The sequence below is a fragment of the Sanguibacter sp. HDW7 genome, assembly GCF_011300875.1.
GTDB lineage: Bacteria > Actinomycetota > Actinomycetes > Actinomycetales > Cellulomonadaceae > Flavimobilis.
Window position 1 is genome coordinate 3,080,352 of record NZ_CP049862.1, and the last position, 25,591, is coordinate 3,105,942.

Annotated in this window: 22 protein-coding genes and 1 tRNA gene; 13 read left to right on the forward strand and 10 right to left on the reverse strand. The window is 72.4% G+C overall.

All coding sequences use genetic code 11. The features are described 5' to 3' along the window. A complete protein-coding gene (locus tag G7063_RS13880) occupies positions 1–771 on the forward strand; it encodes a sirohydrochlorin chelatase (protein ID WP_240916109.1) in 771 nt (256 codons plus the stop codon). Positions 772–869: 98 nt separating this feature from the next. Here G7063_RS13880 and G7063_RS13885 read toward each other — a convergent pair whose 3' ends face one another. Beyond that, positions 870–1,937 (reverse strand): hypothetical protein, encoded by a 1,068-nt coding sequence (locus G7063_RS13885; RefSeq protein ID WP_166414917.1) that lies wholly within the window; start codon positions 1,935–1,937, stop codon positions 870–872. Positions 1,938–1,939: 2 nt separating this feature from the next. Next, the gene (dcd, locus tag G7063_RS13890; protein WP_166414918.1) at positions 1,940–2,515 is read right to left on the reverse strand and encodes a dCTP deaminase; all 576 of its coding nucleotides are present in this window, start codon (positions 2,513–2,515) and stop codon (positions 1,940–1,942) included. A 147-nt stretch (positions 2,516–2,662) separates the two neighbouring features. Here dcd and G7063_RS13895 point away from each other — a divergent pair, with 147 nt between their 5' ends. From G7063_RS13895 to G7063_RS13905, 3 genes are all read left to right on the forward strand, one after another. Then, the gene (locus G7063_RS13895) at positions 2,663–5,152 is read left to right on the forward strand and encodes a GH36-type glycosyl hydrolase domain-containing protein (RefSeq protein WP_166414919.1); all 2,490 of its coding nucleotides are present in this window, start codon (positions 2,663–2,665) and stop codon (positions 5,150–5,152) included. Further along, positions 5,149–6,159: an aldose epimerase gene (locus G7063_RS13900; RefSeq protein WP_166414920.1), complete on the forward strand. Its 1,011-nt coding sequence runs from the start codon at positions 5,149–5,151 to the stop codon at positions 6,157–6,159. The genes G7063_RS13895 and G7063_RS13900 overlap by 4 nt, the downstream gene beginning before the upstream one ends. Before the next feature lie 86 nt (positions 6,160–6,245). Further along, positions 6,246–6,316: transfer RNA gene (locus G7063_RS13905), tRNA-Gly, on the forward strand. Positions 6,317–6,430: 114 nt separating this feature from the next. Here G7063_RS13905 and G7063_RS13910 read toward each other — a convergent pair. The 5 genes from G7063_RS13910 to G7063_RS13930 all read right to left on the reverse strand — a co-directional run bounded on the left by G7063_RS13910 (position 6,431) and on the right by G7063_RS13930 (position 13,172). Further along, entirely contained in the window at positions 6,431–7,039 is a 609-nt protein-coding gene (locus G7063_RS13910) for a bifunctional 2-polyprenyl-6-hydroxyphenol methylase/3-demethylubiquinol 3-O-methyltransferase UbiG (protein ID WP_240916110.1), read from the reverse strand. A 515-nt stretch (positions 7,040–7,554) separates the two neighbouring features. Then, complete coding sequence (locus G7063_RS13915) at positions 7,555–9,777, reverse strand: glycoside hydrolase family 3 N-terminal domain-containing protein (protein ID WP_240916291.1); 2,223 nt, start codon at positions 9,775–9,777, stop codon at positions 7,555–7,557. Between the two features lie 151 nt (positions 9,778–9,928). Next, positions 9,929–10,819 carry a carbohydrate ABC transporter permease gene (locus G7063_RS13920; protein WP_166414923.1) on the reverse strand — a complete coding sequence of 297 codons (891 nt, stop codon included), beginning with the start codon at positions 10,817–10,819 and terminating at the stop codon, positions 9,929–9,931. Then, positions 10,816–11,856 carry a carbohydrate ABC transporter permease gene (locus G7063_RS13925; protein ID WP_240916111.1) on the reverse strand — a complete coding sequence of 347 codons (1,041 nt, stop codon included), beginning with the start codon at positions 11,854–11,856 and terminating at the stop codon, positions 10,816–10,818. Before G7063_RS13925 ends, G7063_RS13920 begins: the two co-directional genes overlap by 4 nt. 5 nt (positions 11,857–11,861) lie before the next feature. Next, a complete protein-coding gene (locus G7063_RS13930) occupies positions 11,862–13,172 on the reverse strand; it encodes an extracellular solute-binding protein (protein ID WP_166414925.1) in 1,311 nt (436 codons plus the stop codon). A 126-nt stretch (positions 13,173–13,298) separates the two neighbouring features. On the opposite strand from G7063_RS13930, the gene G7063_RS13935 reads away from it, so the two are divergent. Next, positions 13,299–14,312, forward strand: coding sequence for a LacI family DNA-binding transcriptional regulator (locus G7063_RS13935; protein ID WP_166414926.1), 1,014 nt, complete (start codon positions 13,299–13,301; stop codon positions 14,310–14,312). A 314-nt stretch (positions 14,313–14,626) separates the two neighbouring features. Beyond that, the gene (locus G7063_RS13940) at positions 14,627–15,124 is read left to right on the forward strand and encodes a DUF4395 domain-containing protein (protein ID WP_166414927.1); all 498 of its coding nucleotides are present in this window, start codon (positions 14,627–14,629) and stop codon (positions 15,122–15,124) included. 495 nt (positions 15,125–15,619) lie between these two features. Here G7063_RS13940 and G7063_RS13945 read toward each other — a convergent pair whose 3' ends face one another. Continuing rightward, positions 15,620–16,756, reverse strand: a complete 1,137-nt coding sequence (locus G7063_RS13945) for an acyltransferase (RefSeq protein WP_166414928.1) — start codon at positions 16,754–16,756, stop codon at positions 15,620–15,622. 542 nt (positions 16,757–17,298) lie between these two features. Here G7063_RS13945 and G7063_RS13950 point away from each other — a divergent pair. Further along, positions 17,299–17,904: a TetR/AcrR family transcriptional regulator gene (locus tag G7063_RS13950; RefSeq protein ID WP_166414929.1), complete on the forward strand. Its 606-nt coding sequence runs from the start codon at positions 17,299–17,301 to the stop codon at positions 17,902–17,904. A gap of 159 nt (positions 17,905–18,063) precedes the next feature. Here the strand turns inward: G7063_RS13950 and G7063_RS13955 are convergent, their stop codons facing one another. Then, a complete protein-coding gene (locus G7063_RS13955) occupies positions 18,064–18,588 on the reverse strand; it encodes a DinB family protein (protein ID WP_166414930.1) in 525 nt (174 codons plus the stop codon). Between the two features lie 158 nt (positions 18,589–18,746). Here G7063_RS13955 and G7063_RS13960 point away from each other — a divergent pair, with 158 nt between their 5' ends. From G7063_RS13960 to G7063_RS15430, 6 genes are all read left to right on the forward strand, one after another. Next, a complete protein-coding gene (locus tag G7063_RS13960; protein WP_240916112.1) occupies positions 18,747–19,448 on the forward strand; it encodes a heme oxygenase (biliverdin-producing) in 702 nt (233 codons plus the stop codon). 133 nt (positions 19,449–19,581) lie between these two features. Next, positions 19,582–20,418 carry a hypothetical protein gene (locus G7063_RS13965; RefSeq protein ID WP_166414931.1) on the forward strand — a complete coding sequence of 279 codons (837 nt, stop codon included), beginning with the start codon at positions 19,582–19,584 and terminating at the stop codon, positions 20,416–20,418. Beyond that, complete coding sequence (locus tag G7063_RS13970; RefSeq protein WP_166414932.1) at positions 20,415–21,443, forward strand: hemin ABC transporter substrate-binding protein; 1,029 nt, start codon at positions 20,415–20,417, stop codon at positions 21,441–21,443. The genes G7063_RS13965 and G7063_RS13970 overlap by 4 nt, the downstream gene beginning before the upstream one ends. After that, positions 21,440–22,519, forward strand: coding sequence for an iron ABC transporter permease (locus G7063_RS13975; protein ID WP_166414933.1), 1,080 nt, complete (start codon positions 21,440–21,442; stop codon positions 22,517–22,519). Before G7063_RS13970 ends, G7063_RS13975 begins: the two co-directional genes overlap by 4 nt. Continuing rightward, positions 22,516–23,334 carry a heme ABC transporter ATP-binding protein gene (locus G7063_RS13980; protein ID WP_166414934.1) on the forward strand — a complete coding sequence of 273 codons (819 nt, stop codon included), beginning with the start codon at positions 22,516–22,518 and terminating at the stop codon, positions 23,332–23,334. Before G7063_RS13975 ends, G7063_RS13980 begins: the two co-directional genes overlap by 4 nt. A gap of 224 nt (positions 23,335–23,558) precedes the next feature. After that, on the forward strand, positions 23,559–23,684 hold the full coding sequence (locus G7063_RS15430; RefSeq protein ID WP_255454226.1) for a hypothetical protein: 126 nt from the start codon (positions 23,559–23,561) through the stop codon (positions 23,682–23,684). Positions 23,685–23,774: 90 nt separating this feature from the next. Here G7063_RS15430 and G7063_RS13985 read toward each other — a convergent pair whose 3' ends face one another. After that, the gene (locus tag G7063_RS13985; protein ID WP_166414935.1) at positions 23,775–25,493 is read right to left on the reverse strand and encodes a carboxypeptidase-like regulatory domain-containing protein; all 1,719 of its coding nucleotides are present in this window, start codon (positions 25,491–25,493) and stop codon (positions 23,775–23,777) included. Between the last annotated feature and the right edge of the window lie 98 nt (positions 25,494–25,591).

The window sequence follows — 25,591 nt, forward strand, 5'->3', positions numbered from 1 at the left end:
GTGCCCGTCGTCCCCGCCCCCGGAACCCCCGTGCTCGTCGGCTGCTCGCACGGCACCGCGAACCTCGCGGGGCGCGCCGCGATCGCGTCGATCCTCGAGGACGTGCGTCGGCTGCGGCCGGGGCTCGACGTGCGTGAGGCGTTCGTCGACGTGCAGCAGCCCGAGGTCGCGGACGTCGTCGCGTCGTCGCTCGCCGACGCGGGCGGCGCGGTCGTCGTGCCGCTCCTGCTGTCGGTCGGGTTCCACGTCAAGGTCGACGTCGCGGCGGCCGTCGCGCCCTCGGGCGCCGCTGCGGCGGGGCCGCTCGGTCCTGACGCGCTGCTCGTCGACATCCTCGTCGACCGGCTCCGCGAGGCGGGGCTCACGGCCGACGACGCTCTCGTGCTCGCGGCCGCGGGCTCCTCGGACCCCGCGGCGGCCGGCGCGGTCGCGCAGGTCGCGGAGGCTCTCGCCGCGGTCCTGGGCCGCGAGGTCGGTGCGCCGGCCTCGGCCGACGGCCCTGGGTCGCAGGGCACCACCTCGGCGTCGTCGGGCGGGCTCCTCGTGGGCTTCGGCGCGGGAGCCGAGCCGCGCGTCCCCGCGGCGGTCGCCGAGGCGCGGACGTCGGGCCGACGCGTCGTCGTCGCGTCCTACCTGCTCGCGCCGGGCTTCTTCCACGACCGCGTGCTCGAGGCCGGCGCGGACGTCGTCGCGGCGCCCCTCGCACCGGACGCGCGCCTCGCGGAGCTCACGCTCCGCCGCTACGACGAGACGGTCACGACCCTCGCATAGCCCCGCGGCTCCTGTCTCTTCCCGACAGATTGACGCCTTCCGACCATCGAATGGTCGGAAGGCGTCAATCCGTCGGAGACGGGAGGGGCCGGCCTTCGCTAGAGGTCTTCCGGATGGACCGGCAGGTCGGCCGCGTCCGTGACGACGCCGCCGACGGCGTCGTGGAGCGCCCGCGCGAGCTGCCCCATGCGTTCGGCGGCGCGCGTGCGCGCGATGCGGTGGCCGGGGTCGGGGTTCTCCTCGAGGAGCTCGAGGTCGTCGATCGGGAACCAGCGCACGCGGTAGGCGACGACGCCGTCGGCGGCCCAGCCGTTGCGGGTCACGGACGTCGGAGGGCTCTCCTCGCCGCCGATCTCGACGGCGACGAGCCCGTCGTCACCGAGGTCGAGGTGCAGGGCGTAGCCGGTGCGCTGCTCAGGCGTCGTGAGCGTGCGGATGTCGAAGGTGTCGGCCTCGTCGTGGAGCGCGGCGCGTGCGGCATCGTCGAGCACGGAGATCGCGGGGCCGCGCAGCCGGAGCTCGTCGGGCGGGCCGCCCCAGTCGGAGCCGTCGGGCGCGTAGACGACGCGTGCGTCGAGCGTGCGGAGGGTTGCGAGGGCGGCCTCGGGGTCGAGCCACACGTCGGAGTGGACGGTGAGGTCGACGTGCGCGTCGGGGTCGGGCGTGAGGGTCGCGGGGCCCGCGTCGGTCGCGAGGACGAGCGTGCCGTGGAGGCGTCGGGCGACGTCGACGAGCCAGGCGACGACGCGCGCCTCCTCGCGGACGGGGAGCCCGGCGTCGAAGACGCGGGAGAGGCCGTCGGGGTCGCCCGAGCCGGCGAGCGCGCGTTCGCCGCGCTCACGCGGCACGAGCACGTCGACGACGTGCGCGGTCGACGGGGCGCGCAGACCGGCGCCGGGGCCGTAGGGGCCGACGAGCGTCGTGTGGCGTGAGAGCGTGACGATGCCGGGGGCGACGTCGCCGACGGGGCCGGGCTCCGTCGTGAGGGTGGCCGACGGGAAGCGGCTCGCGGCGAGCTCGGCGAGGTCGAGGAGGTCGTCGCGGGCGATCTCGCCGCCGTCGTCGGCGCCGCCGAGGACGAGCAGGTGGCGGACGCGTCGTTGGCGCCCGGCGCCCGCGTGGAGGGTGTCGTCGGGCTCGGCGGGCAGGGGCCGCAGCGCCGGCACCGTCAGACCTCGCTCCGGTGGAACGACTGCCAGGAGCGCGAGGCGGTCGGGCCGCGCTGGCCCTGGTAGCGGGAGCCGTAGACGCTCGAGCCGTAGGGGTTCTCGGCGGGGGTCTCGAGGCGGAAGAAGCAGAGCTGGCCGATCTTCATGCCGGGCCACAGCATGATCGGCAGGGTCGCGACGTTCGAGAGCTCGAGGGTGACGTGGCCGGAGAAGCCGGGGTCGATGAAGCCTGCGGTCGAGTGCGTGAGGAGGCCGAGGCGGCCGAGCGAGCTCTTGCCCTCGAGGCGTGCGGCGATGTCGTCGGGCAGGGTGACCTGCTCGTACGTGGCGCCGAGGACGAACTCGCCGGGGTGGAGCACGAAGGGCTCGTCGGCGGGGGTCTCGACGAGGCGCGTGAGGTCGGGCTGCTCGGTCGAGGGGTCGATGTGCGGGTACCGGTGGTTGTCGAAGAGCCGGAAGAAGCGGTCGAGGCGCACGTCGATGCTCGAGGGCTGGATCATCGAGGGGTCGTAGGGGTCGAGGACGACCCTGGACGCGTCGAGCTCGGCACGGATGTCGCGGTCGGAGAGCAGCACTGGACTACCGTACAAGCGCGGGCGCGCGCATGGGCGTGATGTCTCGCAGGTCGCCCGTTCCCATTCCGTGGATCGTGGGGCTATGATCGTGACGAACCCGTGTGGGAGCGCTTCCACACTTACTGAACACGGCCCGAGAGGCGAGCCATGCGCTACGGACACTTCGACGACGAAGCCCGCGAGTACGTCATCACCACCCCCCACACGCCGTACCCGTGGATCAACTACCTGGGCTCCCAGGAGTTCTTCTCGCTCATCTCCCACCAGGCGGGCGGTTACTCGTTCTACCGCGACGCCAAGATGCGCCGCCTCACGAGGTACCGCTACAACAACGTCCCCGCCGACGCAGGCGGCCGCTACTTCTACATCAACGACGGCGGCGACGTATGGACCCCGTCGTGGATGCCCGTCAAGGCCGACCTCGACCGCTTCGAGGCCCGCCACGGGCTCGGCTACTCCCGCATGGTCGGCGAGCGCGGCGGTCTCTCCGTCGAGACCCTCTTCTTCGTGCCCGTCGGCGTCAACGCCGAGATCCAGAAGGTCACGCTCACCAACACGAGCGACGCCCCCAAGCAGGTCTCGCTCTTCAGCTTCGTCGAGTTCTGCCTGTGGAACGCCCAGGACGACCAGACGAACTACCAGCGCAACCTCTCGATCGGCGAGGTCGAGGTCGAGGCCGACGGCCCCACCGGCACCGCGATCTACCACCGCACCGAGTACCGCGAGCGCCGCAACCACTACGCCGTCTACGGCGTCAACGCGACCGCCGCGGGCTTCGACACCGACCGCGACACCTTCGTCGGCGCCTACAACTCGCTCGGCGAGGCCGCCGTGCCGTTCGCCGGCAAGTCCACGAACTCGGTCGCGTCCGGCTGGTACCCCATCGGCTCCCACCAGCTCGACGTCTCCCTCGAGCCCGGCGCCTCGCAGTCCTTCACGTTCGTCCTCGGCTACCTCGAGAACCCGCGCGACGAGAAGTGGGAGGCCGCCGACGAGGCCCGCGGCATCAAGCCCCTCCAGGTCGTCAACAAGACCCGCGCCCACGAGCTCCTCGCCGCGTTCGCCACGACCGAGCAGGTCGACGCGTCCTTCGACGAGCTCCAGGCCTACTGGACCCGGCTGCTGTCGACCTACTCGGTCACCTCGACCGACGAGAAGCTCGACCGCATGGTCAACATCTGGAACCAGTACCAGTGCATGGTGACCTTCAACATGTCGCGGTCCGCGTCCTACTTCGAGACCGGCATCGGCCGCGGCATGGGCTTCCGCGACTCCAACCAGGACCTCCTCGGCTTCGTCCACCTCGTGCCCGAGCGCGCCCGTGAGCGCATCATCGACATCGCGTCGACGCAGTTCGCCGACGGCTCCGCGTACCACCAGTACCAGCCCCTCACGAAGCGCGGGAACAACGACATCGGCTCGGGCTTCAACGACGACCCCATGTGGCTCGTCGCGGGCGTCGCCGCCTACCTCAAGGAGACGGGCGACTGGGCGATCCTCGACGAGCCCGTGCCGTTCGACAACGAGCCGGGCACCGAGGTCCCGCTGTTCGAGCACCTCACGCGCTCGTTCAGCTTCACGGTCGACAACCTCGGCCCGCACGGCCTGCCGTTCATCGGCCGCGCCGACTGGAACGACTGCCTCAACCTCAACTGCTTCTCCTGGGAGCCCGGCGAGTCCTTCCAGACGACGGAGAACCAGGCGGGCGGCGTCGCCGAGTCCGTCTTCATCGCCGCGCAGTTCGTCCTCTACGGCCGCGAGTACGCGGACCTCGCCGAGCGCAGGGGCCTCGGCGACGTCGCGACCCAGGCCCGCGAGGCCGTCGCCGCCATGGAGCAGGCTGTGCTCTCGCACGGCTGGGACGGGCAGTGGTTCCTCCGCGCCTACGACTACTACGGCACCCCCATCGGCACGGACGCCGACCCCGAGGGCAAGATCTGGATCGAGCCGCAGGGCTTCGCGACGATGGCCGGCATCGGCGCGGACGTCCCGTCCGACACCGGGGTCTCGCGCGCCGAGCTCGCGCTCGACAAGGTCGAGGAGATGCTCGGCACCGATCACGGCAACGTCCTGCAGTTCCCTGCGTACACGAGCTACCAGGTGAACATGGGCGAGGTCTCCACCTACCCGCCGGGGTACAAGGAGAACGGTGGCATCTTCTGCCACAACAACCCGTGGGTCGTCATCGGCGAGACTGTCCTGGGCCGCGGCGACAAGGCCTTCGACCTCTACCGCAAGATCACGCCGGCCTACCGCGAGGACATCTCCGACGTCCACCGCCTCGAGCCGTACGTGTACGCGCAGATGATCGCGGGCAAGGAGGCCGTCCGCCACGGCGAGGCGAAGAACTCCTGGCTCACGGGCACGGCCGCGTGGAACTTCGTCGCCGTCTCCCAGCACCTGCTCGGTGTGCGGCCCGAGCACGACGGCCTCGTCGTCGCGCCCTGCCTCGGCCCGGACGTCCCCGAGTTCACGGTGACGCGTGTCGCCCGCGGCGCGACGTACACGATCCACGTGCGTAACTCGGGCGACCGTGGCGCGACGCCGCGGCTCACGGTCGACGGTGCGGAGATCGAGGGCACGACGGTGCCGTGGGCTCCCGCGGGCGCCGAGGTCACGGTGGACGTCGTCCTGTGAGCGTCAGCGTCCGGGCCGCCGAGCACTCGGCGGCCCGGTCGGACGCGGACCGCGACGTTCTCGGTGCGGCCGCCGACGACGGCGCGCTCGTCGAGCTGCTCGACGACGCGTGGCACGTCGGCGTCCTGCCGGGCGCCGCGGGCTCGCTCGCGTTCGTGCGCGTGCGCGTCGACGGCGTGTGGCGCGACCTGCTGCGGCCGACGCCGCCGACGCGCCACCACGTGCCGTCGGCGTGCTCGAGCTTTCCGCTCGTGCCCTGGTCCAACCGGGTCGCGGGCTGCGCGCTGACGTTCCGTGGCCGTACGTGGCGGCTGCCGCGCACGGCGGCTGACGGCACGTCGATGCACGGGTCGGTCCTGCCGTACGCGTTCGTCGTCGTCGCGCAGGACGCGACGTCGGTGACGCTGCGGCTCGACTCGCGCACCGTCGTCGGCATGGGGTTCCCGTGGGAGTTCACGACGACGCTTACCTACGCGCTCACGGGCGACGGCCTCGCCGTGACGACGACGGTCGGCAACGTCGACGTCGAGGACGTGCCGGTCGCGTTCGGCCACCACCCGTACCTCGTGCGGGAGCTCGTGCCCGGGCGCGGCGAGACGCTGCTCGAGCTGCCCGCGTCGGGCGGCTACGCCCTCACGGGCGCCGTCGCGACGGGCCCCGCAGGGCTCGTCGCGGAGCGGGCGGACTTCCGGACGTTGCGGCCGCTCGGTCAGAGGTTCGTCGACGACTGCCTCGTCGCCGAGCCGGGCGTGCCGGCGCGCGTCGTCTACACGAGCGCCCGCACGGACGGGACGGACGTCGAGGTGCTCGTCGAGCACGACGACGTCTACGCGCACTGGGTCGTCTACGTCCCGCCGGGCCGCTCGTACTTCGCGGTCGAGCCGGCGACGAACGCGAACGGCGGCTTCGCGCTGCTCGAGGCGGGCGTGCCTGGCTCGGGCGTCCACGTGCTCGCGCCGGGCGAAGAGGTCACGGGGCGGTTCGCGCTGCGCGTCCCTGCCACCTGAGGCGGCGCCCCGCGCCGGGCTTCTGGGCGCGGACGGCCCGCGCTTGCGGGTATGCTCGGGGGTGCGGCGTCCCCTGTGGACGCCACGCGGATGTAGTTCAATGGCAGAACTTCAGCTTCCCAAGCTGATAGCGCGGGTTCGATTCCCGTCATCCGCTCCGCTCGAAGGCCCCGGACCACAGGTCCGGGGCCTTCGTCGTGCTCGGGTCCCGGAGGCGCGGGCGCCCGCACCGCGCTAGCGTGGCGCCTTCACGCCTCGCGAAGAGCCGGCGTCACGCCTCGCGGAGGACCGCGACGACGAAGTCGCTGTCGGGCTCGTAGGGGCGCAGGTCCCACGTCGCGAGGAGCACGTCGGGCACGAGCCCGGCGCGGCGCGCATCGGTGAGGAACGTCTGGACGGCGTACCCGCGGCCCGCGCCGAAGCCGACGACGACGCGTCCGCCGGGCGCGAGGTGCGCGTGCATGCGGGCGAGGGCGGCCTCGTGGGTGCCGTCGGCGAGGAACGTCATGACGTTGCCTGCGCACACGACGAGGTCGAACGGCTCGGTGATGCCGCGTGCGGGAAGGTCCATGTCGACGAGGTCGCCGACGAGCCACGTCGAGCCGGGGTGGTCCTCCTCGGCCGCGGCGACGAGGACGGGGTCGACGTCGACGCCGACGACCGTGTGCCCGCGGGCCGCGAGCGCGCTGCCGACGCGGCCGGGGCCGCTCCCGGCGTCGAGGATCCGGGCGCCGCGCGGGAGCATCGCGTCGACGAGGCGGGCCTCGCCGTCGACGTCCTTGCCGTCGCGGGCCATGGCGCGGAAGCGCTCGACGTACCAGGTGGAGTGGTCGGGGTTGGCCTCGACGATCTCCTCCCAGCGGCTGCGGGGGTGGGTCACGGTGTCCTCCTCAGGGGTCCGAGCCATCGTCCCACGCGCACTTCCCGAGCGTCCCCGCCCAAGGTCCATCGCCGCCCCTGCTCCCCGCCCCAACCCCAACCCCTGCCCCCACCCTGCCCCTTCTCCGCAACCCTGCTGTTCCGATAGCCGATCGACCCCCTTCACCTGTCCCTATCCGCTATCGAACGCGGCCCCCTGGCGTCCGATAGCCGATCCGTACGACTCACCTGTCCCGATCCGCTATCGAGCACCCCACCTCCCGACAGGTTGGGGCTTCCCCGTCGAACGGTCGGAGCGCGTCAGTCAATGCCCCGAGCTCAGCGCCCGGTTTCCGATAGCGGATCCGTACACCTCACCTGTCCCGATCCGCTATCGAACGCGGCCCCCAGTGCGCCGATAGCCGATCCGTGCACCTGATGTGCACGGATCGGCTATCGGCACCCTTCGGCTGGACGCGGGGGACGCGCGGGACGCGGGGGACGCCTCAGCCGGGTGGACGCCCCAGCGGGTACACCTCAGCGCGGGTCCGCGAGGCGGACCTCGTGGACATCGCCCGTGAGCGTGAGGGTCGCCTCGGCCTCGCGCGTCGCGCAATCGCCGACCCACAGGTCGACGCGCCCCGGCTCGACGACGCGACGCAGGCGCCGGTCGCTGAACGCGAGCCGGGTCGTCGGCACGTCGAGCTCGACGTCGACGCTCGTCCCCGCGGGCACGTGCACGCGCCGGAACGCGAGGAGCTGCGCCGTCGGACGGTTGACCGTCGCGAGCACGTCGTGCCCGTAGAGCTGCACGACGTCGTCGGCGTCGCGCTCCCCCGTGTTCGTCACGCGCACGCGCGCACGCACGACGCCCGACGTCGGTACGTCGGCCGCCTCGAGCGCGAGCGTCCGCGTGAACGTCGTGTAGGAGAGCCCGTGCCCGAAGGGCCGGGCGGGCGTCGGGTCGGCGCTCGTCACCTCGTTGGGCCCGCCGAGCAGCGGCTGCAGGTACGTGTACGGCTGAGCGCCGGCCGAGCGCGGCAGCGAGACGGGCAGTCGGCCAGACGGGACCGCGCGTCCGGCGAGGACGCCCGCGACGGCGCCGGCGCCCTCCTCGCCGGGGAAGAACGTCTGGACGACGGCCGCGACCGCACCGTCCACGTCGAGGAACGGTCCGACGGCGTAGGGCCGTCCGGTGACGAGCACGAGGACGGTCGGGGTACCGGTCGCGCAGACGGCCTCGACGAGCGCCCGCTGGACGCCGGGCAGCTCGAGGTCGTCGGCGTCGTTGCCCTCGCCGACGGTGCCGCGGCCGAAGAGCCCGGCCTGGTCGCCGACGACGACGATCGCGACGTCAGCGGCAGCGGCCACGGCCGCCGCGGCGGCGATGCCCGACGTCTCCGCGCCCTCGACCTCGCAGCCCCGGACGTACATGACGTCGGCGTCCGCGAGCGCGGGCTCGGCCCGCAGCGCCTCGAGGACCGTCGCCATCTCGATGCCGAGCGGCGTCCCCGGGTGGTGCGCGAGCACGTGGTTGGCGAAGGAGTAGCAGCCCATGAGCGCCTCGACGCGGTCCGCGTTCGGCCCGACGACGGCGACGCGCGCAGGCGCGACCCTCCCGGGGCCGCCGAGCGGGAGCGTCCCGTCGTTGCTCACGAGGACGACGGACTCCTCGGCGAGCCGGCGCGCGACGTCGCGGTGGCTCGCCGGGTCGAGGTCGATCGACGTGGGCGGCTCGTCGTCGAACGTCGCGTCGAGCAGGCCGAGCTCCTCCTTCTGCGCGAGCGCGCGCAGGACGGCGCGGTCGACCCAGGCCTCGTCGACGAGGCCCGCGCGGACGCGCTCGGCGAGCGGGGCGAGGTACGCGTCGCCCGTGGGCAGCTCGATGTCGATACCGGCCTCGAGCGCGAGCTGTGCAGCCTCGCCGCGGTCGGCCGCGACGGCGTGCATGACCTCGAGGAACGCGACGGAGAAGTAGTCGGCGACGACGGTCCCGTCGAAGCCCCACCGCTCGCGCAGCAGGTCGGTGAGGAACGTCGGGTCCGCTGCGACGGGCACGCCGTCGACGGCGGCGTAGGAGTTCATGACGGACCGCACCCCGCCGTCGAGCACCGCGCGCTCGAAGGGCGGCAGGAGGACGTCGGCCACGTACCGCGGGCCTGCCTGGACGGGCGCGTGGTTGCGCGCGGCCTTCGACGCGGAGTAGCCGACGAAGTGCTTGAGCGTCGCGTGGACGCCCGCGCCCTGCAAGCCGCGCACGTAGGCGAGCCCGACCTCGCCGACGAGGTGCGGGTCCTCGCCGACGCACTCCTCGACGCGCCCCCACCGGGGGTCCTGCACGACGTCGAGCACGGGCGCGAGCCCCTGGTGGATGCCGAGCGTGCGCATCGACGCGCCGATGAGCGCGGCCATCTCCTCGACGAGCTCGGTGTCGAACGCCGCCCCCCAGGACGGCGGCGCCGGGAAGCACGTCGCCTGCCACGCGGCGAGCCCGGTGAGGCACTCCTCGTGGACGAGCGCCGGGATGCCGAGGCGGGTCTCGTTGCGCAGGCGCCGCTGCTCGCCCCACAGCCAGGCGGCACGCTCGGCGGGGTCGACGGGGCGCGTCCCGTAGGCGCGCGTCACGTGGCCGAGGCCGTGGCGGGTCACGTCCTCCCAGGCTCCCGACGTCGCCATCTCGCCCTGCATCGGTGCGACGACCTCGCCCCCCTGGTCGACCCAGTACCCGACGATCTGCGCGAGCTTCTCGTCGAGCGTCATCGTCCGGACGAGGTCGCGCACCCGGGTCGAGGCCCACGGGACGTCGGCAAGGTGGCTGCGGGCGGAACCGCCGTCGGGGCGGTCCTGGAGGTCGGTCACGTCGTGCTCCTGGTGGTTCATGGTGCTGGTGGTCCTGGTCGTGCGTCGGGGCTCAGCCCTTGACTGCGCCTTGGAGGCCGCTGACGATGCGCTTCTGCATCGCGAGGAAGAAGACGAGCGCGGGGATCATCGCGAGCGTCGTGAACGCGAAGACGCCCGCGGTGTCGGCCGAGTGCTCGGTCGAGAAGTCGGCGACGCCGAGCGGCAGCGTCTTCATGTCGGACTGCAGCAGGAGGAGCGGCAGCAGGTAGGCGTTCCACGACCCGACGAACGCGAGGACGCCGACGGTCACCATGCCGGGCCCGGACAGGGGCAGGAGGATGCGCCAGAAGAAGCCGATGCGCGTCGCGCCGTCGAGCAGCGACGCCTCCTCGAGCTCGCGCGGGATCGCCATGAGGAACGGCCGGAGGATGACGATCGTCATGGGCAGCGCGAACGCGGCCTGCGGCAGGGCGACGCCCCACCACGAGTTCCCGAGCCCGAGGTCGCGCGTGATGATGATGAAGAGCGGGATGATCGCGACGGCCGCGGGGAAGAGCAGGCCGGCGACGAAGACGAGGTAGACGGCTTCTCGCCCCGGGAAGCGGTAGCGGGCGAGGGGATAGGCGGCCATCATCCCCGCGACGACGACGACGAGGGTCGTGACGACGGCGATGACGGAGCTGTTGAGCGCGTAGCGCCAGAACGCCGGGTCCGTGAGGACGCCCGTGTAGTTCGTCCACACCCAGGGGTCGGGGAGGCCGGCGGGGTCGTTCGCGAGCTGGGCGTTGGAGCGGAACCCGCCGAGGACGCCGACGAGCACCGGGGTGAGGGTGACGGCGGCGACGACGAGGCAGATGCCGTAGACGAGGGGGCCGCCCTCGCCGAACGCGGAGCGCCGCCGGTTCCTGCGGCCCGGGCGCCCCGCGGGGGCGGTGGGCCGGTCGAGGGTCGTCGTGGTCATCGGGTCCTCCTGCGGGGACGGGCGACGGCCGTCTCGGCTGTGTCGCGGGCGAGGACGAGGCGCTGGTAGAGGAGCGCCACGACGAGGGCGATGACGAAGAGCACGACGGACGCGGCCGAGGCGATGCCGTAGTTGGAGCGCTTGGTCCCCTCGTTGATGAGGAACGTCGCCATGGTCATCGTCGCGTTGGCGGGGCCGCCCCGCGTGAGGATCCACACCATGTCGAACAGCTGGAGGGAGCCGACCATCGAGAGGAAGATCCACATGCGGATCGTCGGGCCGAGGAGCGGGACGGTGATGCGGCGCTGGGTCTGCCACCAGGTCGCGCCGTCGAGCTGCGCGGCCTCGTAGAGCTCGTCGGGGACGCTCTGGAGCCCGGCGAGCAGGAGGATGACGGCAAGACCGAGGTACTTCCACGTGAGCACGACGAGGACGGTCATGAGGGCGTACTCGGGCGTGCCGAGGAACCCCTGCGCGGGTGGCGTGATGCCGATCGCGGTGAGCAGGGAGTCGACGATTCCGTACTTGGGCTGGAGGAGCTGGGCCCACACGACGCCCGCGATGACCTCGGCGAGGACGTAGGGGACGAAGACGATCGTCCGCATGAGCCCCTGGAACCGCATGCGCCGGTTGAGCAGGAGCGCGACGGCGAGCCCGAGCGGCAGCTGGACCGCCACCGAGAGGACCACGATGACGAGGTTGTGGACGACGGCGTCCTGGAAGACCTCGTTGCGCAGGACCTTCGTGTAGTTCTCGAGCCCGACGAAGTCGACGAGGGGCCCGTAGCCCTTCCACCTGTAGAGCGAGAACTGCACGGCCTTGACGATGGGCCACACGACGAACGCCGCGAAGATCGCGAGCGCGGGGGTCACGAAGACGGCGATCTCGAGCCACATGCGTCGGTCGGTGCGCCGTCCGCCACGCTCGTTCGCGGCCGGGCGGGCCGGCCGTGCCGTGGCACGGCCGGCTCCGCCGGCTGCAGTGAGCGTGGCGGACGACGTGCTTTCCCCCGTGGGGGAGGTCACGTCGTCCGCCACGTGGGTCACTTCTCCTCGTCCGCTGCTGCCTGGGTCGCGTCGACGATGTCCTGGGGCGTCGCCTTGCCGGCGAACATCAGGGCGATCGCGTCGTTCATGGCGCCGCCGACGGAGGATCCGAACGCGGTGTCGAAGTACAGCTGGACGTACGGGGCCTCGTCGCGGACCTTGAGGAGCGTCGCGAGGGCGGGGTCCTTGACGGAGCCGCTCGCGGCGGGGTTCGTCGGCAGGCCCATGTCGTTCTCGGCGAAGCCCTTCTGGACGTCGTCGGACAGGAGGTACTCGGCGAACTTCACCGCGATGTCGGGGGCGTCGGCGGAGACGCCCCAGGCGTCGCCGCCACCGAGCGCGGCCGCGGGGTCGCCCTCGCCGCCGGTGACGGACGGGAAGGGGAACCAGCCGGTGTTCTCGCCGAGGCCCTTCTTGTCCTCTGTGAGGCCCTGCATGACGCCGGGCTCCCAGTGGCCCTGGAGCTGCATGGCGACCTTGCCGGTCGCGAGGAGGCCGGAGGCGCTCGTCGCGCCGCTCTGCGCCTTCGTCGCGAGGAACCCGGAGTTGAAGGGCTCGGCTGCGATGAGCTGCTGGAGGCTCTCGCCCGCGCGGACGAAGCACGGGTCGGAGAAGTCGAGGCTCGTGACGGCGGAGGAGAGCACCGACTGGGAGCACTGGCGCAGCGCGAAGTAGTACCAGTAGTGGGCTGCGGGCCACTTGTCGCCCGCGCCGACGGAGATGGGCTCGATGCCCTTGCCCTTGAGCGTGCCGGTCGTGGCGATGAGCTCGTCGAGGGTGGCCGGGGCCTCGACGCCCGCCTCGGCGAACTTCGCGGTGTTGTACCAGAACCCGACGACGCCGACGGAGAACGGCAGGGCGTAGGTCTTGCCGTCGACCTGCCAGCCGGCGGTGCTGCCGCCGAGCTTGGTGATCGTGTCGGGGACGAGGGCGGTGAGGTCCTTGGTGAGGCCGGCCTCGACGTGGTCGGCGAGCTCGCCGCCGCCGCGCTCCATGTAGATGTCGGGGGCGTCGCCGGACTGGAAGGCGGCGTCGAGCTTGGTGAGCATGTCCTCGTGCTGGAAGGCGCTCACCTCGATGGTGAGGCCGGGGTTCGCCTTCTCGAAGTCGTCGGCGACCTTCTCGTAGTAGCTCTTGCCGGGGTCGTTGTTGGAGTTGTGCCACCAGGTGATGGTGACCTTCTCCCCGGGCGCGGTCGTTGCGCCGGGGGTCGTCGTGGGGTCTCCTCCGGTGCCGCCCGAGCAGGCGGCGAGCGTGAGGACCCCGAGGGTGGCCGCGACTGCGCGCAGGCCGGTCCACTTCGTCATGGTGCGGTGCTCCTTGTCATCGTCGACATGGGTCGTTCGGGGTGGTGCGTGGCACGACGATGTCATCCGCGTCGCAGGCGTGTCAATCGTTATCGATAACGATTTCGACGCGGTAGGCTTCTCCACATGACCAGGGTCACGATCAAGGACGTCGCAGAAGCCGCCGGAGTCTCCGTCGCCACGGTCTCCAAGGTGCTCAACGAGCGCTACGGCGTGAGCGCCGCGACACAGACCCGGGTGCGCGCCGTCGTCGAGAGCCTCGGCTACTCCCAGAGCCTCGTCGCGTCGAGCCTCCGCTCGCACCGCACGAACGTCATCGGGATCCTCGTCGCCGAGTTCGAGCCCTTCTCGACCGAGATCCTCAAGGGGGCCGCGAGCGTCCTGGCCGACTCGGGCTACGAGGTCCTCGCGTACACGAGCGGCCGCCGCGACGCGGGCGAGGGCTGGGAGCAGCGCTCGCTCGCCCGGCTGTCCGGGACGCTCATCGACGGCGCGATCATCGTCACCCCGACGGTGGTCCGGGCCGACGCGTCCGTGCCGATCGTCGCGATCGACCCTCACACCGGCCCGCTCGACCTGCCGACAGTCGACTCGGACAGCCGCGCCGGCGCGGCGCTCGCGACCGAGCACCTCCTCGCGCTCGGGCACCGACGCATCGCGATGCTCACCGGTCGCGCCGACCTCGAGTCGTCGCGACAGCGCGAGGCTGGCTACCGCGAGGCCCTCGGCCGCGCTGGGGTCGAGGTCGACGAGAGCCTCGTCCGCGTCGGCGGCTACCGTCGCGAGAGCTCGCTCGCGCCGGCGCACGAGCTGCTCACGCTGCCCGAGCGGCCGACGGCGATCTTCGCCGCGAACGACCTCTCGGCGCTCGGCGCGCTCGACGTCGCGACCGAGCTCGGCCTGCGCGTGCCCGACGACCTCTCGATCGTCGGCTTCGACGACGTGCCCGAGGCCTCGACCGCCACGCCCCCGCTCACGACGGTCCGCCAGCCCATCCAGCAGATGGGTGCGGCCGCGGTCGCGCTGCTGCTCCGCCTCATCGAGGACGAGGACGCGGACGAGGACCCGGGCACGAAGCACGTCCGCCTCGACACGACGCTCGTCCGCCGCGGCTCGACGGCCCCACCCCACCGCCCCTGACCCCACCCCTTCCTCAACCACCCACCCCCTGTGGTCCGATAGCCGATCCATGCGCATCAGTCGTCCGGATGCGCTGTCGAGCGAGGACCCCGTGGTCCGATAGCCGATCCGCCCACGTCATCTGTCCGGATCCGCTATCAAGCGCAGGCCCCCTGTGGTCCGATAGCCGATCCACGCCCAGGACGCGCACGGATGGGCTATCGAGCCACTACGGTGCGGGCGGAACGTCCGGTGTGCCACGCCCGCGCGTCCGAGGGGTGGGATTCTGGAGCGGATCCCTCGGGAAAGGCCGCGTCGGGGCGCACCATCCCCGCATGGCGTCGTTCTTCTCCTTCCCCAACCCGGTCAACGAGCTTGCCGCGCGCACGGTCGCGGCGGGCGTCGTCACGCTCGGCGCGGTCACGCTCCTCACGCAGTCGTGGATCCCGCTCGCGATCCTCGCCGCAGGATTCGTCGGCCGCGTGCTCGCGGGCCCGCGCCTCTCTCCGCTCGGCTTCGTCGCGCAGCGTGTCATCGCGCCGCGGCTCGGCCCCGCGCGCCTCGTCCCCGGTCCGCCCAAGCGCTTTGCGCAGGGCATCGGCGCGACGCTCACGTCGGCCGCGCTCGTCGCGTACGTGCTCGACGCCCCGACGGTCGCGTGGGTCCTCGTCGGACTGCTGCTCGTCGCGGCGAGCCTCGAGGCGTTCGCGGGCTTCTGCCTGGGCTGCTGGATCTTCGGCCGCCTGCAGCGCGCGGGCCTCATCCCGGCCGACGTCTGCGAGGCGTGCAACAACATCTCGCTCCGCCACCCGGCCCCGGCCCCGACGGCCTGAGTCCCCGCCGCGCGGCCGACTCAGCCCACAGGCGCAAGTGTCTGACAACGACGCATACGCGCCGCCGACGCACGCCGCGCACACGCGGTTCTCAGGCCTGCACGCGAGTTGAAACCCGCGCGCAGGCCTGAAAACCGCGCGTAGGCCGGGCCTGGGCACCTGCTCGACGCCGCCCAGCCCGTCTACCCGCAGCTTTGTGCCCTACCCGCAGGTCCAGACTTGCGGGTAGGGCACAGAGTTGCGGGTAGGGAGCCCTGCCGCGCCGGGTTCGACCGCGCCGGGGGTGAGCCCGGGCTGAGCCCGGGCTGAGCCCGGGCTGAGCCCGGGCAGAGCCTCGCCGGGCCGCACACGCGTGCGCGCCGGGCCGAGCCGGGCCGCACCGCACACGCGTGCGCGCCGCGCTAGGCCTGGCCGCGCCCGCAGTCGCACCACGCCGGCCGCGCCGGCCGCGCCAGGCCCCGCCTGCACTCGCGGCCGCTCCGCGCCGCACCCGGTTCAGGCGGAACGCGTCCGACGACGTACTCGCGCCGGCAGTCCCAGCAGCACGACGAGCAGCGCGCCGAGCACGCCGAGCACGAGCGGCCGCGTCGCCCACCACACCCCGGACCCGGGCTCGGGGAAGGGCCAGCCGGCCGCGAACCACAGCGCGGTGACGACGACGTAGAGCGGCAGGTGCCAGAGGAAGGCGCGCAGCGAGGCGTCGGCGACCTTGTCGAGCAGGGGCGCGACGCGCGGCCCGTCGAGCCTTCCTGCGAGCGCGCGCCGCGCGAGGAGCGCGAGCGGCACCTGCGCCCACACGTGGGCGAGGGCCTGGGTCGAGGGCGGGTTCATGGGCGAGCGGTCGCCGGGCAGCCCGACCATGGACCACGACCACTCCCCCGAGGACGCGAGGAGCGCCATGGTCCCGAACCCGGCCGCCGCCCACAGGAGGAGCGCGGGCGCGCGGAGCCTGGTGAGCCGACCGTCGCGGTACGCGAACCCGAGCTGCTGCGCGAGCCCCCAGACGAGCACGTAGTTGAGGTAGCCGTACCAGGGCACGTCGGTGAGGATCCGCACGGCGTCGACGCCGACGGCGCCGACGCTCAGGGCGATCCACACGCGCCAGCCCCAGCGTGCGTCGAGCCGCAGCCCGAGGGGTGCGAGGACGACGAGCACGCCGTAGACGGCGAGGAACCACAAGGGCATGAGGACGGCGACGGCGACGGTTGCGGTCAGACTGCGCGGCGCCCCGGCGAGGAGGGCGAGGCCGACGACGGCGAGCACGAGCGCGACGAACGGCACGACGGGTCCGAACAGCCCGCGCAGGCGTCGGCGCGCCCAGGCGCCTGCGGTGAGGCCGCGGGACCGGGCGCGGCTGAGGCTCGTCGCGTTGGCGAAGCCGCCGACGAGGAAGAACAGGCCGATGAGGACGAGCACCCAGGTGGCAGGCCAGGCCCAGCGGGCGCGGGCGAGGACGTTGCCGACGTGGAGGGCGCCGGTGTCGTCGACGCTCACGGCTGCCATGGTCCAGTGGCCGAGGATGACGGCGCCGAGCGCGACGGAGCGCACGAGGTCGGCGAAGCGGTCGCGCGGGAGGGTCGCGGGGACGACGTCGGCGGCACGCGTCCGGGTGTCGGGGGGAATGTCGGCCACGTCCCGAGGGTAGGGCCGATCGGTCCCGGACGTCCGGAGGTGCCGGTCACGGCTCTCCCCCGGGGCGTCGCCCGGGGGAGAGCGTGGTGAGCCGCAGCTGCCCGGGTGCACCGGTCGACATGCGTGGCGCGTGGTGGCGCGCCGTGCTGCGGTCGGACCCTCGGTACCGCCCTCGACGCGGCGTCGCTACCGTGCACGCCGGTGGTGCCGGCGGGCGTCGTCGAGCTCGTTCTCCGGTGGGTCGTCACCGTCCGGGGCCGTCCTGGGCGCGGCGGCGCAGGGCGGGGGACGGTTCCTTGTCCCCTGTTCCTATTGCGGTCACACCCTGGTCGACAAGACCCTCCGCGGGTGTAATTCGGACGCGGGCGGCGCCCACAGCGTCATGCACAGGCGGGGGCGCACGTTCCCCATACCGTCCACAACCCTGTGGACAACATCTGTGGATGGCGGTCCACAGTGCGGACGCCGAAGGTGAACGCCGTGTGACATGGAGCACGGCGGAGCCGGAGCATCGTCCTGACGATTGGTGGCATCATGTCATCATGCCCAAGATCATCGGAGGGTCCCTCGCCGAGCACCGGCAGCAGACGAGGCACAAGCTCTTCACCGCGCTCGCGACTCTCATGGACGAGCGAGGCTTCGACTCGATCACGCTCGCGGAGATCGCGTCGGCGGCCGGCATCGGCCGCACCGCGGTCTACAACCATTTCCCCGACAAGGAGTCGCTGCTCGTCGGGTTCATCAACCACGAGACGGAGCAGTACGTCGCGAGCCTCGAGCGCGAGCTCGAGGACGTCGACGACCCCGTCGCGAAGATGCGCACGTACGTCAGGGCACGCATGCGCCTCAAGCGCGTCTTCCACCTCGCCCCGGGCCCGGAGCTGCGGACGGTCGTGTCCCGCTCGACGGCACGCCAGCTGCGCGGCCACGCGGACATCGTCGAGACGATCCTGCGCCGCATCGTCGTCGAGGGCATCGCTCGTGGCCAGTTCCCCGAGCAGGACCTCGACGTCACGGTGAGCCTCGTCAACTCGTGCCTCTCAGGGCGTTCGCTCGGCGACGACGAGGCCGGACGCATGGCCGCGTGCCGCGCGACGGAGGCGTTCGTGCTCCGGGCGGTCGGCGCGCGGGTCCCCGCCTCGAGCTGACGCTCCTGCACGACGACCGAGCCCGGGCGGCCCTCACGGCCACCCGGGCTCCGCTCGGCCCACGCAGCCCGGCCCGGGTCCCGAAGGCGCGGCAGCGGCGACGAAGCCCTCGACGGCGAGGCCCCGACGACACGGCCCCGACGGGGCCGCAGCGACCGGTCAGGCCCCGACGTCGTGCGCGTGGTGGACGAGCTCGTGGGCGGTGTAGATCCCGAGGGTCCGCAGCGTGAAGTCGGCGCCGTCGCCGCGGCGGCCTTGCCGCTCCCACTCGTCGTCGCGGACGCCCGCGTACGCCTGCGCGAACCACTCGGCACGTTCGACGATCTCGTCGGCGACGACGAAGGGCCGGGAGCCGGCGTAGTCCTTCTCGACCGCGGCGGCGTCCTGGTCCCAGCCCGGGAACGTCGGGACGTCCTCCTCGCGGATGTTGAGGGCGCGGGCTGCCATGACGTCGAGGACGTCGCGGATGTGGCACGCGTACTCGAGGGGCGACCACGTCGTGGGGGTCGGCCGGTCGTGGACGTCGGGCCGGACGAGGACCGCGCGCCAGCGGTCGACGTGCTCGCGGAGCGCGTGGAGGTGCTCCTCGACGGGTCGTGCGGGGTCGAAGCTGCACTCCGCGCAGGGGCGCGTGAGCACCCAGGTCCAGTCCTTGTCGTCGGGGATGACGGTGTCGTCGCTCATGGTGCCGATGCTAGGTGCGCCGGGTCCCGGCGGCACAGGGGTCTGTCGAGGGTCCATCCCCTGAGCATGGGTAGGCAAACCTAAGTCTGCGTTGTATCGTGACGCATCGTCATGACGCGCGTCCATAATCGCGCGCACCGAGCACCGCTGGAGCCCCTGTGACCACGACCGTCGAGACCTCTGCCCTCCCCGCCCCCGAGGCGGACGCCCTGCCGACGCTCTCCGCGCTCATGCGCGAGGGCACGCGTGCGGAGCACCGCGAGGCCGAGACGATGGGGTACATCGAGACGCTCATGAGCGGCGGCTACGGGGAGCGCGGCCGCGCCGCGTACACGTCGCTCGCGGTGCAGCAGCACGCGATCTACCGCGCCCTCGAGGAGGCCGGCGCTCGTGTCGCGGCCACACCCGAGGGCGCCGCGGCCGGCATCGTCCTGCCCGTCCTCACGCGCACGCCCCAGATCGAGGCGGACCTCGCGGACCTCCTCGGCGCCGACTGGGCCGCGGAGATCCACTACCTCCCGGCGACCCAGCGCTACGTCGAGCGCCTCCTCGCGTCGTCGACGTCCCTCGCGGCCTACGCCGCGCACGCGTACACGCGCTACCTCGGCGACCTCTCGGGAGGCCAGGTCATCAAGGTGATGCTGCAGCGTCACTACGGCCTCGCGGAGGAGGGCGTGCGCTTCTACACGTTCGAGGGCATCGAGAAGCCCAAGGTCTTCAAGGACGAGTACCGCGCGCTGCTCGACGCGCTCGATCTCGACGACGCGGGCCGCGCGGCGGCCGTCGCCGAGGCCCAGGAGGCCTTCCGGCTCAACCGTGCGCTGTTCGCGGAGCTGGGGCAGCTGCACCCCGTCGACTGAGCTGAGGCGCGGCGCTGTGACGTCCCGCACGACGGACGTCGCAGCCGTGCGGGGGCGGGTCAGGATAGCCTAACCTCGTGCCGACGCACCCTTTCCGCGTCGGCAGGCCCTCCTACTTCTCCGAGGTTTCTCCATGCCCACGGTCCGCGCGTCCCTGCGCCTTCCCACGACCCTCGCCGTCGCAGGGATGCTCACCCTCGTGCCCTCGGTCGCGCTCGGCGCGCCCGTCTCGGGCGAGGGAGCCGACGGGCAGACCCTCACGGTCTCGGCGACGACGGACCTCGATCCGGCCGGCACGACGCTGTCCGTCACGGGCACGGGGTACGACGAGACGATCGGCATCTACGTCGGCGTGTGCGTCGACAACGGTCCGGGCGAGCGTCCGACACCCTGTCTCGGTGGCGTCGACATGGGTGGCGAGGGCGGCGCGTCGGCCTGGGTGTCCTCGAACCCGCCGACGTACGGCAAGGACCTCGTCACGCCGTTCGGCAAGGGCGGCACGTTCGAGCTCGAGCTCACGGTCCAGGGTGCAGACGCGAACGTCGACTGCTCCGACGCGGCCGCCGCGCCGCGCGGTTGCGTCCTCACCTCGTTCGCGGACCACACCCGGCTCACGGACCGCTCGGCCGACGTCCGCGTCCCCCTGACGTTCAGCGCCAGCAGCGGCTCGTCGCCGAGCACGACGGAGCCGAGCACGACGGCGCCGGGCACGACGGAGCCGACGACCGACGACCCCGCCACCACGACGGCGCCGAGCACGACCGAGCCGACGACCGACGCACCGGCCACCACGGCCGCGCCGAGCACGACGGAGCCGACGGCGGACGCCCAGGCCGCGTCGACTCGCTTCTGGCTCCTCACGGCCGCCGGGCTGCTCGTCGCGGCCGTCGCCACGACCGTCTCCGTCCGCCGCGTGCGCGCGGCGCGTGCGCGTGAGGACGCCGCCACGACGAACGGCCCTGCCGCGTGAGCCGCCGACACCTCGGGCTCGTGGCAGCCCTCGCGCTCGCGGCCCTCACGGCGTGCGCGCCGGGCGTCGCCGCCCCGGGCGGCGCGGCCACGACGGGTGAGACCACGACAGGTGCGGCCATCGGTCCGCGGACGATCGCCGTCGACCCCGACCCGGTGCAGCCGCTGCCCACCCCGACCTCCCAGCAGCTCCCCGCGACGGTGACGTCGGCCGACGGCGTCCAGGTGACCGTCACCGACACGAGCCGCATCCTCGCGGTCGACCTCTACGGCACCTTCGCCGAGATCGTCTTCTCGCTCGGCCTCGGCGACCGGGTCGTCGGGCGCGACATCGCGACGGGCTTCGAGGAGGCGGCGCACCTCCCGGTCGTCTCGGGGTCAAGCCATGCGCTCAATGTCGAGTCGATCCTCGCGCTCGACCCGACCGTCGTCCTCACCGACACCTCGATCGGCCCGGCGGAGGTCTTCGACCAGCTCCGTGCCGCGGGCGTTCCCGTCGTGTTCCTCGACCCGGACCGTTCGCTCGGCACGATCGACGACCACGTGCGGCAGGTCGCTGCCGCGCTGGGTGTTCCCGAGCAGGGCGAGGTGCTCGTCGAGCGTACCGAGGCGGACCTCGCTGCGGTGCGCGCGTCGGCCCCGACGGGCGACGCGCTCTCCGTCGCGTTCCTCTACCTGCGCGGCACGGCCGGCGTCTACATGCTCGGCGGTCCAGGCTCGGGAGCCGACGCGCTGATCGAGGCCGTCGGGGCCACGGACGCGGGGACTGCGCTCGGCCTCACGTCGTCGTTCACGCCCGTGACGAGCGAGGGCATGATCAACGCTGCGCCGGACGTCCTGCTCGTCATGTCGGCGGGACTCGAGTCCGTCGGCGGGGTCGACGGACTGCTGGCGATGCCCGGGATCGGGCAGACGCCTGCTGCTTCGACGCGCAGGGTCCTCGACGCGCCGGACACGCGCCTGCTGAGCTTCGGCCCGTCGACCGCGCGGACGGTCGCTGCGCTCGCTGAGGCGCTGTACTCGTGAGCGCGCCCTCCGTCACGCCGACGTCGTCCGCGCGCCACCGGCGCGGGGCGCTGCTCATCGTCGGGCTCGCGGTCGCGCTCGTCGCAGCCGCGACGCTCTCGGCGGTGTCGGGGCAGACGCCGGTGACGCCTGCCGAGGTCCTTGCCTCGGTCCTCCACCGGCTCGGTCTGGAGATCGGCACGCTGCCCGCGCACCCGCAGGGCGAGGCGACGCTGTGGGTCGCACGCTTCCCGCGCATCGCGCTCGGGCTCCTCGTCGGCGCCTCGCTCGGCTGCGCGGGCGCCCTCATGCAGGGCGTGTTCGGCAACCCGCTCGCCGAGCCCGGCGTCATCGGGATCTCCTCGGGCGCGGCCGTCGGTGCGTGCCTCGTCATCGTGCTCTCGGGCTCGCTGCTCGGGACGACCGGCTCGCTCGCGGTCGCCGGGGCGGCCTTCGTCGGCGGGCTCGTGACGACCGCTGTCGTCTACGCGCTCGCCCGCTCGAACGGCCGCACCGAGGTCGTGACGCTCGTCCTCACCGGTGTTGCCGTCAACGCGTTCACGGCGGGCATCCTCGCGTTCCTCGTCTACGTCGCGGACCCGTCGGCACGCGAGCAGATCGTCTTCTGGCAGCTCGGCTCGCTCAACGGTGCGACGTGGCGCGCGGTGGGCATCGTCGCCCCCATGGCCGTGGTCGGCCTCGTGGGCGCTGGGCTGCTCGCACGCAAGCTCGACCTGCTGGCGCTCGGCGAGCGTGCTGCTCGGCACGTCGGCGTCGACGTCGAGCGGCTGCGCCAGATCGCGATCGTCCTCGTCGCGCTGCTGACGTCCGCGGGCGTCGCGTTCACGGGCATCATCGCGTTCGTCGGCCTCGTCGTGCCGCACGTCGTCCGCATGGTTGCGGGACCCGGGCACCGCGTCCTGCTGCCTGCCTCCGCACTCGGCGGGGCGCTCGTGCTCGTCGTCGCGGACCTCGTCGCACGCACGGCCGTCGCGCACGCCGAGCTGCCGCTCGGCATGCTCACGTCGCTCGTCGGCGGGCCCTTCTTCTTCTGGCTGCTGCGCAGGACCCGCGCCTCCCAGGGTGGCTGGGCATGAGCGCGTTCCGCCGCCACCCGCGTCTTCCCGTGCCCGCCCCGGCGGGCTCGGTGCTCGCCGCCGCGCGGGGGGTCGACCTCGCACGCGGGGGTGCACAGGTCCTGCACGACGTGTCGGTCGAGGTGCGCGCCGGCGAGGTCCGCGCGCTCATCGGCCCCAACGGTGCCGGCAAGTCGAGCCTTCTCGGCGTCCTCACGGGTGACCTCGTGCCCGCCCGCGGCACCGTCGAGGCCTCGGGCGCCCCGCTCGGCTCGTGGACGACGACCGAGCTCGCGCTGCGCCGCGCCGTCCTGACGCAGGACGTCACGCTGAGCTTCCCGTTCCTCGTCCACGAGGTCGTCGCCATGGGCCGTTCGCCGTGGCGCGGCACCGCGCTCGAGGACGACGACGAGCAGGTCGTCGCCGCGTCGCTCGCCGCGACCGACGTCACGCACCTCGCCGGTCGCGCCTTCCCGACGCTCTCGGGCGGCGAGCGCGCCCGTGTCGCCCTCGCTCGGGTCCTCGCTCAGCGTGCTCAGCTGCTCATGCTCGACGAGCCCACGGCGGCCCTCGACCTCCGTCATCAGGAGATGGTCCTCGCGCTCGCCCGCGAGCATGCACGCGCGGGCGGTGCGGTCGTCGTCGTCGTGCACGACGTCGGTCTTGCGGCGGCCTACGCGGATCGCGTGACGATCGTCGCGGGGGGGCGCGTCACGGGTGACGGCACACCGGAGGAGGTCCTCACCGACCGCCTGCTGTCGGAGGTCTACGAGCACCCGGTCGAGGTGCTGCCGCACCCCCGGGGCGGCGCCCCGATCATCGTTCCGCGCCGCTGACCCTGCACGGCGCGATGGCGCCGAACCCTGGCCCTGCGCACGACGGGCGGGCACCGACCTGCGTCGGCGCCCGCCCGTCGTGCTGCGGTGGGTGCCGGACGTGGCGGTGCCCGCGCCGGTGTCGTCCCTACTCAAGCACACCCGCATTCCTGCCGATATCGTCGGTTGAGAGCTGCGGCCCTGCTGCGCTCACCTGTTCCGCCCACGTGCCCCCGGAGGTCACCGTGCCCCTCCCCCCGTCCGAGCCGTCGACGACGTCGGTTCCCGACCCGCTGGCCCTCGACTTCTCGACCGCCGGCACCTCCCTCGCCGAGGTTCTCGAGGGAATCATTTCCGTCCCGGAGCCCTGAGCAGCGTCCGGACGTGCGACGGGCGGGAACCGACCGAGGCCGGTTCCCGCCCGTCGCACGTGAGGACAGACAGGCTGTCCCGATGCGGCGTCAGCCGGCGCGTGCCGCGAGCGTCGTCGCCCGCTTGGCCTTGCCGGTCAGGAGCTTCACCGTGGTGGACTTCGTGTTGTAGTAGCCGCCCATGTACGGATCCCTCGCCGTGACCTTGTACGTGCCCTTGAGCAGCCCGGTGACCTTGTACTCACCCTTCGAGTTGGTCACCGCGGAGCTGTAGCTCAGACCGAGCCTGGATCCGATCGCAGAGACGTTCATGCCCGCGATGCCCTTGCCCTTGGAATCGACGATCCTCCCGGTGATGGTCGCGCCCTTGAGGAACTTGACGTTGACGGTGGCATTCCTGCCCTTCGTCACCGTGAACTTCTTCGAGTCGAAGGCATCCTTGGTTGCGTCCCCGGCGTAGACATCGACGGTGTAGACGCCCTTGATCGCGCCTGGGATCGAGAAGCGCCCCTGCGAGGTGGTCTGGGCAGAGCCGAGCACCGACCCGCTCGCGTCGTAGACGCTCACGGCGACGTTCTTGAGCACCTTCCCGTTGGAGGCGCGCACGGTGCCCGAGACGGTCGTGCCTGTCGGGCGCGTCACCGTCTTCGTCGTCGTGCGGTTCTTCTTGACGACGATCTTGTACGACGTGTTCGTCCCGCCGAGCGCGACGGTGTACGTCCCGGCGGCAAGTCCCTTGATCGTGATGGGCTTCGCGCTGCTGGTCGTGCAGGAGCTCGCCCACGACCCGGCCTTCGCAGAGAATGCGGTCGCGCACACGCCTATGGGGCGCTTCCACACGGCCTTCGACGCCTTGACCTTGAGCACGATCGCCCCCTTGTGGCGAACGATCTTGGGAAGCTTCAGGGACACCTTGGCGGTCTTCCCGACGGTGACCTTCGTCGTCTTGCTCACGGTGCCGAAGAAGGACCCGACCGTCGATCTGTCGTTGGCGTACACCTGGTAGTTCCCGGCAGGCAGCCCCGCGATCGTGAAGGACCCGTCGCTTCGCGTCGTCGCGTATCCCCAGCCGGAGCGGTTCGTCGCGGAGACGCTCACGTTCGCGCGGGCCGCACGCTTGCCCTGGGAGTCGTAGATGACCCCGCTGATCCGCCCGAGGCGGGCGTAGGCCGCGATGTCGAGCCGGGTCGGGGCACTTGCGGACACCGTGACCTTCTTGGCGTCGATCTCACGGACGGTGTTGCCCGCGTACGTGCTCAGGTAGAGACCCTTGGTGTCGTCCCAGGGAGGGGCGACCTGGACCGTGTACGTGGTCCCGGGCTTGACGATCTTCGAGTACGTCCCGTTCGTGATCTCCGCGCTGAAATAGTCGCCCGCGGCGGAGCGGAGGGTCACGCTCCCTGTCGCGAGCGACTTGCCGCCCGCGGTGACCTTGCCAGAGACCAGCTGGATGCCGGGGAGCTCGATCGTGACCTTGCTGTCGGTGCCGGCCTTGACCGTGATCCGCTTCGTCGCCTCCAGCCGGTCGGACGAGGCCCAGTAGGAGACCTTGACGTCGTACGTCCCCGCACTCAGCTCGTCCGAGATGGCCGTGCCGGAGGCGTCCGTGTCTCCGTAGAAGGAGTCCCAGGTATCCGGGTCTGCGCCCACGATGTTCACGGAGGCGTCCTCGAGGGCGCCTCCGCCGGGGGTGGTGACCTTGACGGTGACCTTGGCTGTGGTGTCGGTCGCTGCCTGGGCGGGAACAGCCCCCAGGCCTCCGAGGACGAGCGCGGCGGTGGCGAGCACCGCGATGAAGTGTCGTCGCATGGCAGTCCTTCCGTGTCGCGGCCGCAGCCGCATGACCTACGGCGGGAGATCCGAGAACCCCCCAGGCTTGGCCCGCCAGCGCGATCGTACGTCCGACT

Coding starts and splice junctions, on each gene's coding strand:
- G7063_RS13895 (WP_166414919.1), top strand. CDS start 2,663: ATGCGCTACGGACACTTCGACGACGAAGCCCGCGAGTACGTCATCACC.
- G7063_RS13915 (WP_240916291.1), bottom strand. CDS start 9,777: ATGACGCTCGACGAGAAGCTCGCGCAGATCGTCGGGTACTGGGTCGAC.
- G7063_RS13920 (WP_166414923.1), bottom strand. CDS start 10,819: ATGACCACGACGACCCTCGACCGGCCCACCGCCCCCGCGGGGCGCCCG.
- G7063_RS13930 (WP_166414925.1), bottom strand. CDS start 13,172: ATGACGAAGTGGACCGGCCTGCGCGCAGTCGCGGCCACCCTCGGGGTC.
- G7063_RS13935 (WP_166414926.1), top strand. CDS start 13,299: ATGACCAGGGTCACGATCAAGGACGTCGCAGAAGCCGCCGGAGTCTCC.
- G7063_RS13940 (WP_166414927.1), top strand. CDS start 14,627: ATGGCGTCGTTCTTCTCCTTCCCCAACCCGGTCAACGAGCTTGCCGCG.
- G7063_RS13950 (WP_166414929.1), top strand. CDS start 17,299: ATGCCCAAGATCATCGGAGGGTCCCTCGCCGAGCACCGGCAGCAGACG.
- G7063_RS13955 (WP_166414930.1), bottom strand. CDS start 18,588: ATGAGCGACGACACCGTCATCCCCGACGACAAGGACTGGACCTGGGTG.
- G7063_RS13965 (WP_166414931.1), top strand. CDS start 19,582: ATGCCCACGGTCCGCGCGTCCCTGCGCCTTCCCACGACCCTCGCCGTC.
- G7063_RS13980 (WP_166414934.1), top strand. CDS start 22,516: ATGAGCGCGTTCCGCCGCCACCCGCGTCTTCCCGTGCCCGCCCCGGCG.
- G7063_RS13985 (WP_166414935.1), bottom strand. CDS start 25,493: ATGCGACGACACTTCATCGCGGTGCTCGCCACCGCCGCGCTCGTCCTC.